This is a genomic window from Shigella sp. FC1967 (assembly GCF_001743005.1).
In the GTDB taxonomy this organism is placed as follows: Bacteria; Pseudomonadota; Gammaproteobacteria; order Enterobacterales; family Enterobacteriaceae; genus Proteus.
Genome location: NZ_MIIZ01000336.1, coordinates 1 through 238, shown reverse-complemented (window position 1 = coordinate 238; position 238 = coordinate 1). Strand labels below are relative to the sequence as shown.

Annotated in this window: 1 protein-coding gene; it reads left to right on the top strand. The window is 48.7% G+C overall.

The features are described 5' to 3' along the window. Positions 1–65: 65 nt before the first annotated feature. The coding region (gene tnpA / locus BHE89_RS03040) for an IS200/IS605 family transposase (protein WP_458694203.1) at positions 66–238 on the top strand (173 nt) is incomplete at its 3' end.

Sequence of the window (238 nt, the reverse complement as noted above, 5' to 3'; positions counted from 1 at the left end):
TCTGATCTTTACGACAAAGTATCGACGTAAGCTATTTGACGGACAGATGCTCGCTCAACTGCGTGATGCATTTGACTCCGCTGCGGCAAAACTTTGAATGCGAAATTATTGAGATGGACGGAGAGCCTGACCATGTGCATCTGCTGGTTGCTTACCCGCCAAAACTGGCGGTCAGTGTGATGGTCAACAATCTGAAATCAGTATCGTCGCGCCTGCTGCGCCAGCAAAACACACATTT